At 51.4% G+C, this 10,102-nt stretch carries 8 protein-coding genes; 2 read left to right on the forward strand and 6 right to left on the reverse strand.

Going from position 1 to position 10,102, the window contains the following annotated elements:
- The first annotated feature begins 418 nt into the window (after positions 1-418).
- Positions 419-1,225, forward strand: a complete 807-nt coding sequence (locus IBT46_RS02140) for a serine protease (RefSeq protein WP_200543611.1) — start codon at positions 419-421, stop codon at positions 1,223-1,225.
- Positions 1,226-1,443: 218 nt separating this feature from the next.
- Positions 1,444-2,555 (forward strand): IS3 family transposase gene (locus IBT46_RS02145; protein WP_200543613.1). Its coding sequence is split into 2 segments (ribosomal slippage): positions 1,444-1,705 and positions 1,705-2,555, totalling 1,113 coding nucleotides; the frame shifts between segments, so codons are not numbered across the junction.
- Positions 2,556-2,805: 250 nt separating this feature from the next.
- Here IBT46_RS02145 and IBT46_RS02150 read toward each other — a convergent pair.
- From IBT46_RS02150 to IBT46_RS27650, 6 genes are all read right to left on the reverse strand, one after another.
- Positions 2,806-3,300 carry a hypothetical protein gene (locus IBT46_RS02150; protein WP_200543615.1) on the reverse strand — a complete coding sequence of 165 codons (495 nt, stop codon included), beginning with the start codon at positions 3,298-3,300 and terminating at the stop codon, positions 2,806-2,808.
- 528 nt (positions 3,301-3,828) lie between these two features.
- Positions 3,829-4,191 (reverse strand): hypothetical protein, encoded by a 363-nt coding sequence (locus IBT46_RS02155; protein WP_200543616.1) that lies wholly within the window; start codon positions 4,189-4,191, stop codon positions 3,829-3,831.
- A 5-nt stretch (positions 4,192-4,196) separates the two neighbouring features.
- A complete protein-coding gene (locus IBT46_RS02160) occupies positions 4,197-7,325 on the reverse strand; it encodes a hemagglutinin repeat-containing protein (RefSeq protein WP_200543618.1) in 3,129 nt (1,042 codons plus the stop codon).
- Entirely contained in the window at positions 7,277-7,684 is a 408-nt protein-coding gene (locus IBT46_RS02165) for a hemagglutinin repeat-containing protein (protein WP_200543621.1), read from the reverse strand. The genes IBT46_RS02160 and IBT46_RS02165 overlap by 49 nt, the downstream gene beginning before the upstream one ends.
- Before the next feature lie 537 nt (positions 7,685-8,221).
- Entirely contained in the window at positions 8,222-8,707 is a 486-nt protein-coding gene (locus IBT46_RS02170) for a hypothetical protein (RefSeq protein WP_200543637.1), read from the reverse strand.
- Entirely contained in the window at positions 8,707-10,026 is a 1,320-nt protein-coding gene (locus IBT46_RS27650; RefSeq protein WP_305038801.1) for a VENN motif pre-toxin domain-containing protein, read from the reverse strand. The genes IBT46_RS02170 and IBT46_RS27650 overlap by 1 nt, the downstream gene beginning before the upstream one ends.
- Between the last annotated feature and the right edge of the window lie 76 nt (positions 10,027-10,102).

Genomic DNA, 10,102 nt, shown 5'->3' on the forward strand with positions numbered 1-10,102 from the left:
TAAGAAACCAGTAGCTCAGAAAGCTCAGGCTGCTAAAAAGCACCACAAAGCCGCTAAGAAACCAGTAGCTCAGAAAGCTCAGGCTGCTAAAAAGCACCACAAAGCTGCCAAGAAAGCCGCTGCTCCTAAAGCGTAATTTTTGCAGACGGGCGGACAGCCGCCCGAAACAAGATCCTTAACTCAAACACCCGGATAATCCGGGTGTTTCTTTCCCGGAGTCTCGGATGATGGTGCGCCGCTATTTATTCGAAATTATTCTGGTTGTGATGATCCTTTGCGGTGTGATTGCCGCCAGCTTCTACATCTGAACCCTGTAGCGTGCTGATATTCCAAATTAATCTCCCTTTTTAAGCGCTATCCGTCTATAGTTACTGCATTAGCGTAATCACCTTTAATGCTTCTCCAGCCCGAGAGAAATATGCGCCTGACTGCTGTGTTATTAATGGGTTTCCTCTCCTTTTCGTTCTGTACTCACGCCGATGATGATGCCCAAAGTGAAGCCGACACCAAGACGCTGTTTTTTGGTAAAGATGACCGTCTGCCGGTCAGCAATACCGCCAGCCAGCCGTGGGAAGCGATCGGACAGCTTGAAACGGCCAGTGGCAATTTGTGTAGTGCTACGCTGATCTCCCCTCACCTTGCCCTGACCGCCGGCCACTGCCTGCTGGCACCGCCGGGTAAACTGGATAAAGCTATCGCACTGCGTTTTGTCGCCGGCAATAACGGTAAATGGCGCTATGAAATTCACGATATTGAAGGCCGGGTGAATCCAACGCTGGGGAAAAAACTGAAGGCCGATGGCGATGGCTGGATTGTTCCGGCTTCTGCCGCGCCCTACGATTTCGGGCTGATTATTTTACGTAATCCTCCATCAGGTATTGTGCCGCTGCCGCTGTTTGCCGGTACACGCAGTGAAATGACCGCAGCGCTGAAGGCGACCGGTCGCAAAGTGACTCAGGCGGGTTATCCGGAAGATCACCTGGATACGCTTTATTCGCATAACGACTGCCTGATCACCGGCTGGGCGCAGAAAACGGTGCTGTCGCACCAGTGCGATACGCTGCCGGGAGACAGCGGCTCCCCGCTGCTGCTGAAGGTTAACGGCGACTGGCAGCTGATCGCGGTGCAAAGCTCTGCTCCTGCGCCGAAAGATCGCTATCTGGCCGATAACCGCGCTATTGCCGTAACGGCATTTCGCGATAGCCTGGAAGAACTGGCAAAATAGGCGATGAAGCCCCGGAATTTTTGCAAGCCTCCGCATCACCTGGACTGTTGAAATTTCAGCAGGACCGCAGGGAAAATGTACAGACCGTCAATTGGGGCGAGCGTTAAACTGGCCCCAATATCCGATTCCTTTCTGCGCTGTAAGTATCCCGCTAAAACGTCCCATTCACTTTTAGAGATCTTCCGGCATACTGATAACGTTGCCCCGAGGAGATCGCCATGCGAAAGGCCCGGTTTACTGAGCACCAGATCATCACAGTCCTGAAATCGGTTGAAGCAGGACGTACCGTTAAGGACGTCTGTCGTGAGGCCGGTATTTCTGAAGCCAGCTATTACAACTGGAAGGCGAAGTACGGTGGCATGGAAGCCGCTGATATTAAAAAACTTAAAGACCTTGAAGATGAAAATCGCAGGCTGAAGCAGATGTTCGCCGACCTCAGCCTGGAAAATCGCGCTCTGAAAAACGTCATTGAAAAAAAGCTTTAAAACCAGCGATAAAGCGTGAGCTCGTTAACTGGCTGACAGAACACTTTGCCATGAGCATACGCCATGCATGCAGGACGTTATCGCTGAGCAGGACGGTTTACCATTACCAGCCCGACACCCGGCGTGACGAACCGGTAATAAATGCGCTGACTGAGGCCGCTGAACGCTATCCGCGATACGGCTTCAAAAAGCTCTTTCAGGTGCTCCGCAGGCGGGGAAATGTATGGAATCACAAGCGTGTTCACCGGATTTACTGCCTTCTAAAACTGAATTTCAGGCGTAAGGGAAAACAACGTCTTCCTGTACGAAATCCGGCTCCGCTGGCAACCCCGTCGCGGATAAATCAGAGCTGGTCAGTGGATTTTATGCATGATGCGCTGATATGTGGCCGACGTTTTCGTACATTTAACGTGGTGGATGATTTTAATCGTGAAGCCATAGCGATTGAAATCGATCTGAATATCCCGGCCCAGCGGGTTATACGCGTGTTGGACAGGATCGTCGCTAACCGTGGATATCCGCTGCAGCTGCGCATGGACAATGGCCCGGAATTTATCTCGCTGGCTCTTGCGCAATGGGCAGAAGATCATGGCGTGGCCCTGGAATTTATCAGTCCGGGAAAACCCACGCAGAATGCGTTTATCGAACGTTTTAATCGTACGTACCGGACAGAAATACTGGACTTTTATCTGTTCAGAACGCTGAACGAAGTAAGGGAAATCACAGAGCGCTGGCTGGTCGAATATAACTGCGAATGCCCTCATGAATCCCTGAACAACCTGACGCCGGACGAGTACCGGTTGATGGCGGAAAATACGGAAATCTCAAAAAGTGCCTGGAACTAAATCCGGTCTACTTACAGCAGCAGCGGGAAGGTCTGTAAGCTGTCGGCCCGTAAGCAGCGGCAGGTGACGGAGTTGATCGAGGTGATCAGTAAGCCGCAGGCCAGAACCGGTAACTAACTGAACGACAGATAAAAAATCCCGGCCGGTGGACTACACTTTACTAAGTTAGATATTCAACTTTTGGAGTGTAGCCCATCGCTGGCCGGGATTTATTGGAACGGGCCCTCATAGTCGCGTCTGGATGTTTTTATCATCGTTCAACTTTAATCAGTGAGTCATAGTTACCAAACTCAGGGAAGTGATCATAATTTCCTGATACATCAACCATCGTCTGACTCTCTTCTAAAAGATGGGGGTTGAACTGTTCTTCCCGTACTACAGTATCCCCATCTTCATTAAAAATGTAGGTAGTTCCTCGCGATACATTAAATATACCAGCGCCTTCACCTTCATTTTCAGCGAACTCTCGATAGACAGCCATTGATAAGAAGAGAGCATTATCATTCATTATCTTGAAGCTATATAGAAGATACTCTCTTAACTCCTTGTCCAGAAAACTTACACTAACCCAGCCAGCATTCTTCGTTACATTGATAAAACATGACGGGCTGGAATCGGAACCTACCAACACAGTGTAAGGCTCGCCACTCTCATGTTTTTTAAGCGCTTTACTTTCACTCCATAAATCAATCGGTTTTTTCTTTGCTCTAAACCATGACTTACAGTAAAAGATATTCTTATTCATTGATAAACTTTCCCATTAGTATCTTTGATAGTCACCCCAGCCTTATCTGCCGCTTCTAAAACATTTTTGGGAATAGGCTTAACCTGAGGAGGAACTTCCAAAATATTGATACCTTCTAACTGACTTCCGGCCAGTTTTCCACTTGAAGGTACATCAGCTATAGTCGCACCGCGGATATTTCTTCACTACTTCACCGATATAGTTGCTAGCAGTAACCTCAGTTCTATCAGAGAACTGCGTGAACTTCTGCGACACTATCTCACCTGTTGTTGGGTTATATGAATCAACACGATAATAACCACTTCCATTTGGTTTGTTTACATACTACTCGTTTTATGGATAATAATACGAAAAAATGGTGAATTGGTGATCGGTGGTAGTTGGCTCACCGAGTCCGACATCAGAGGTGTGGAACAACTAAAGATTACCACCGTTCTGGGGATGTTTCAGTTTCAGCAGCGAGGAGAAAAAGTTTTCAAAGACTCGGACAAAGATCCCGACACAAGGTCGGGATCTCAAGTCTATTCATTAGTCTGGACTACCTTTGATATATATTGCCCGACTCTTAGGGGGAATTTCATTTCCCCACCCCATGACATGTAAAATATCTTCAGCCAATCTTCTCATTATATCCCACTCTTTGCCATGGCAAAGAGCTTCATTATTCCAATGTTGAATATTAGCTGGACCACTTATTGATAACATATAATCATCTAACGCTTTAATAGCCTGCTTTTGCTTATCCGTTAGTAACACGTCATCGAACCCTTCTAAAGCCACTTCCCATTCTACAGCTAATTCATCGGCTACATTTGCGAAGTCTGGAAACAAGCTTTTTTGCACTTCACTTGGCTGCGCAAAATACTGCACAATCATTCTGATTTCATCCATATTTTCTACCCTTTAGGCTTATCGATAATTGTAGCCTTTTCCCCTGGAGTAGGCTTGTAGGAACTCGGATCTACGACTTTAATCGTACCTTGTGTTGTAGTTGATACTTTATAGTAACTACCTCCATGACGTCCGCCACCGGGATGATACAGAATTTGACTGATTTGAGGGTGACCTTTGACTTCAATAATGACAGCCTGGCCAGAACCTCTTGTAGAGTTCCGGACATTAACTTGATAGCCCGCAGCCTGGAAGTCTTTAACAATATCATCCGTTGAACGCCCCCAGATAGATTGAGGCGTTTTGGTAAAATCATTCGCTATATTTACTGGTTTTGTTGTGTTCTGAGGAAGTTCAACAGCATTACCAGGCTTAACTGTTTGCCCAGGCTTCGGCAAACTCCCCGCCCCCAACGCGCCATAGACCAGGTTACCTAGCCCATCAGCGCCAGTTTTCAACAACGACGCTTCCAGCCAGCCACACTTCCCGGCGCACTGATCTATGATATCAGCATACCATTGAGCCGAAATTTCATAAGCGTTGCCAGCCATATTATCCTGCTGACGCAGATCTGTATAAGTCTTATCATCCAGTTCTATTTTCGCACGTGTATCTGCAACACAGGCGGCGTTACCTGAATCCCAGCACGATTTCAGCTTCTGAATGTTCTCCGCTGATTCTTTCGCCATATCCTTACGGATATTCTGTTCACAACCTGCATTTCCGTTACACGCCTTGTACTTTTCAGCGTATTCCTGTGGATGCCCCTGGCTCAGAAAGTTATTCTCAGTCGAATTCTTACCCGCCTGCGCCCCGGCCATTCCATCTGCAGCACTGCCGCCCGTTATACCGCCCGCCAGGCCCGCAGCCAGAGTGCCCAGCACACTGACCGTCTGCTTCTCCGTTTCCGTCAGATCACTGACCTGTTTGCCGGGGTACAGCTTATTCATCACCAGCTGCGCCATCAGCTCACCGCTGACCGCTCCGGCTGCGCCCGCTGCCGCACTGTTTCCTGCTTCGTACGACACGATGGCACCCACCACCGCGTGCGCCATGGCACGGCTCGCTTCATCCGGGGCCAGTTTGTGGATCTGCTCTGCCAGATACGGCGCAGCTGCACCGGACAGCAGTTGTCCCACATTGCCGCCCGCAAGCCCCTGTATCGCCGCCGTTGCTGCCTGGATACCCTGCTGGATCGCGCTCCCCGTTCCCCATTCCGCCTGCGCGGTTTTGTAGCCGGACGTTTCCTTCAGCGCCCGGTTGTAAGTCGCTGTCTCGTCTTTCGTGGCATTCGGGCCGGGTTCCCTGATACCTTTTGCAGCCAGCTCAGCCTTCCCTGCTTTTGTTGCCGCAATCTCCCCCTGCGTCCTTGCAATATCACCAACCTGCGAACCAATCTCCCCGATAATCTGCGCTTCCTGCAGCCGCTTCTGCTCTTTCTCCTTATCAAAGATCGGGCTCAGGCCGTTTGCGGCGTGCTCCGTATCGCGGTCCAGCGTTGCCACATCCTGCTGCTGTTTGTCTTTGTCGCGGATAATGATCGTGCCGTCTTCCACCGCCGCGTGCGTGGTGGAGCTGTCGTGCCCGCTGCCGTTGGCACCGACCAGCGTGTTGTTCGCCATATTGCCGACAAACTGCCCGCCCACGCTGCCGCCTGAGCTGATACCCGCGCCCTGATGCGAAACGTCCCAGTCGGCTTTGTTATGGATATCGCTCCAGCCCAGTGTCCCGGTATCCAGCCGGTTTTTCTCTTTCTCCGCCGTGCTGGCTATCACCCCGCCGTCCAGCTGCGTGTGGCTGCCCACGGTGATATCAAATCCGCCTTTCCCGGCGAACAGCCCCGACTGCTCCTTCACGCTGGCGAAGTCGCTGTTCATCTTATCCCGGCTGCCGCTCAGGCTGGCCGATCCGCCGATACCCGCGCCCCCGATGACACTGCCGCCGACGCTGCTGCCGGTCTGCTTCATGTCGTAGTGGTCGCGGTCCTGCTCGCTGGCTATGAGCAGATCGCGCCCGATGTCGGCTTTCACCGACTCCCCGCTGACCTGCGCGCCCTGCAGCAGCGCGTCACGGCCACTGTTCAGCGTCAGGTTCCGCCCGGCGTCCGCCGTTGTCTCCGTATGGGTCAGGCTGCTGCCGTTCTCATGGCCCCGGCTCTGACTGGCACTTGCCGAGAGGCTCAGCCCCGCCGCACCGCCGCCCACCGACAGCCCTGCGCCCACGCTACCGCCGTGGCTGCTGCTGTGCCCACTGCTCTGCGTGCTGTTTTTACCCGAGGTCAGGCTGATGTCCCGGCTGGCCGACAGCGCCATATCCTGCCCGGCCTTCAGCTGCGCACCTTCCACATTCAGGTCACCCGCCGTCGCCGTGATATGCATATCCCGACCCGCCTGCAGCTGACTGCCTGAACTGCTGTGCTCTTCCTGCCGCTGCTCCGAGGTCGATTTCTGCTTACCGTAGCTCAGCGTCAGTCCGGCGATGTTGCCGTCGCTGCTGTTGCCCGTGGCTTCCGCCGCCAGCTGCGCCGCCTGGGCGGCCTGATAGCCGGTCAGCGCCGCCAGCGTGCCCTTCAGCGCCGCCAGACGACCGCTCTCCTCTTTTTTCGCCGCCTTCACCTGATGCACCGCGGTGTTCAGCGCACTGCCCACCGTACCGGATAACCCCACCGTCAGGCCACGGCTTTCTGATTCGCTTTTCGTCAGCGAGGTGTGGCTGTTCTCCGCCGACGTGATGCTGACGTTTTTACCCTGCACCGTCAGATCCTGACCGGCCACCAGGTCGCTGCCGTGCACGGTCGCCGCGTTCCCCGCCTGCAGCGTCAGGCTCCCTGCGCTGCTGCCCGCCACGCTGCCTTTCTGCACGTTGCTGCTTTCATCGTGAGTCAGTTTCTGCGACGAATTCCCCAGCGAGAAGCCTATCCCGCCGCTGCCGCTGAAGCCGGATTTTTTCTTCTGCTCAACCGAGGCAGAGTGATCGGACTCGGCGGCGGTGGTCAGCGTCAGGTTGTTGCCCGCACTCAGCGTCACATCGTTTGTGCCCAGCAGATTACTGCCCGATGAGGTCAGGTCGTTACCCGCCATCACCTTCAGCGTGTCGCCGGAAACGGTACTGCCGATAGCAGTATTCTGGTGCACCTCACTCTGGATTTTCGTGGTGGTTTTCGACAGGAAACCGTGTTTTTCCACTTCGCGCTGGAAGACTGATCCCAGCTCTCTTCCCCGCTTGTCAGATTCAGGTTATTGCCCGCCAGCAGCGTGGCGTCGCCGGTCGCCGTCACATCCGCCGCGCGCAGGTTCATATCGCGCCCCGCCTGCATCAGCAGGCTGCCCCCGGCGCTGACAACGGAACCGATATCACGGCTTTCCAGCGTGCGGTCGTAATTCTCACTGTTGCGGGTGTAGTCGGTGGCGTGAGAGGTCTTCGCCGTGTCCAGGGTGATATCGTTGCCCGCAGTCAGCCTGGTGGTGCTGTCGCGGCCCTGACTGCTCACCACGCTGGCCGTCAGCTGAATATCATGTTTTCAGCTGATCTTGATTATAGAAACCGCACATATTTGAGCAGTTACCGGCTGTCATGCTAAAGGGTAACTGGCTGAGGTGTGATTGACTGGCACCCCACTGGATGTACGGATGAGTACGGATGATGCCGGCCTGTGTGATACTGACGGCACGTGAACCGTTAGCGCCGTCCAAACCGGAGATTATGCAGGCACTAAGGAAGGTCGGTAAGCTGTCGCCTCGCAAGAAGCGGCAGGTGACGAAGCAGATCGAGGTGATTAACCGACCAAAGGTCTGGAGCGGTAACCAAATGAATTACAGACAAAAATCCCGGATCAATTGCCGGGATTTTTTTAGACACTGATCTTTTCCAGTGGGCGATCAAACTGCCTGAGTTCTTCAGAAATTTTAAGACCTTTGCCAGTTAGTTAACCATAGCTTGCAAATATTTTGCGCCCATAAAATAACCTGCTTTTGATCTTGAGTTGAACATATCAAAATCAGAAAATTACACAATCTCGTATATAGGCTCGTTAGCAAGCATAAGGAACCTGATGAGAACCTTCCAACCCATTATATAGATCAATGGCTTCTTGGCCTTCAGCTATAAGCTCTACATTTATTGGTTCAGGTGGATTGTAGCGGTCTTTATAAATCCCCTCCAAACAATCCTTATATTTCCTCAATATAAATAAAAGTTGTTCTTTATTAATAAGAACCTGTTGCCCCTCAACATATTCTGTACCAATAAAAACATAGTTATTAGTAACCAATACCCAATGTGCATTACCTATACCAAACATACCATTTGGCGACCGACTATTTTCCAAGTCTGTCAAGTTATTAATCCAGACATTTACTGAATCAATTCCTGTTGGAAGATCTGTCGCTAACCAAGCAGCTATTTCACATATACCATAACCCTGTTTTGGCACATTCCTGATATCTTCATCTTCAGTTGTTCCTGAAAGAATATATTTCCCCTCGTGCCATATAAAATACATTTTTTTATTAATCATTAATTCTTACCCCCTTGATAAACAGGCCATGCAGTTGCTCCAGCCCCATCAGGTTTTTTATAATACCCTTCAATTTTCAAACCACTAGAGGATATTCCTTGCCACATTTCTTTTTTTCGCGGATCAGTATGAGGCTTTGAATTTTCAAAAGCACTCTTAATTTCCATCTCAGTCTGACGTTTAGACCAATTTTCAGGGAAAAACGTTGTTTCAGCCTGTTTTTTATACCCTTTTCCGGTTGCAGGATCTCTAACTGATATATATCCTGCTTTTACTCCATTAGCATCCGCTGCACCAGACCATTTATCAACTTTAATATTTTGATCTTTGAGATAATGCCCACCAACAGCAACCTTCGTACCATTAGCATAAGTTTTAATCTCACCATTTAAAATATGCTCAGTATTGATTGTTACCTGAGTGCCTTTACCAGCTTGTTGCTGGACTAATTCTGCCGGTGTAGGAGATGGTTTAAAGTCCTCAAGATATTCTCCTGCCTTACTACTCCCTGTACCCGTCGCCCCTTTTCCAGCACTTCCTACTGAACCAACCGCTTTCTCTCCCGGTATTCGGTTTGCCACCCCGATGCCACCGATTGTTCCACCGACTATCGCTATTACATCGCGTGTTGCTGTAAAACGATCATACTTTGCATATGCCTGTTCCAGTGAAATTGTCTTGTCCTTCTTCGCAAGACTATGCGCCACGGCATCCCGTATCGCCAACTGATCCTGCGTTTTCTGGGAAGTTACATTCAGAATATCCTGAATATGCTGGTATTCATCCGGATAGGCATATTTGTATTGACTGTTATACGGACCTTTTTCATATCCCATCTGTGCCAGTACCGCTTCAGCACGTTTATGTTTACAGTCATCACTGGCCGCTGCCGGGCCACTGCAAGCGGCCATCACACCCTTATCGCGTTCGACACTCCGGGCTACAAGCTGTTCTTCTTCTTCACGGGCTTTAGCCCTTTCCTCTGGGTTTTTACTGTTAAGTTTATCTCTTGCAGCCTCCAGTGCTGATTTCTCTTCAGCATGAAGCCAGTTGTTGTCAACCGTCGTCTTACCCGCCTGCGCCCCCGATACCGCCGACTCTGTACTCCCTCCTGCCAGTCCGCCCGCAAGCCCTGCTGCCAGCGTGCTCAGCGTGCTCACCGTCTGCTTCTGCGTCTCGCTCAGGTTGTTCGCGTCCCAGCCCAGACTCGCGATAATCGCCGGAACCATCATTTCCGCTGTCGCGGCTCCCGCTGCACCTGCCAGCGCATTATTTCCCTGCGCTTTCGCCAGAGCCGCATTCACCGCCGCATGCGCCATCGTCCGCGCAGCCAGTGCATCCGCACTTCCCCCGGAATGGCTTTCGCAATCACCGTCGCGATATACGGTGGGGCAC

Origin of the sequence: Erwinia sp. S38 (assembly GCF_016624545.1) — a bacterium.
Lineage (GTDB): Bacteria > Pseudomonadota > Gammaproteobacteria > Enterobacterales > Enterobacteriaceae > Erwinia > Erwinia coffeiphila.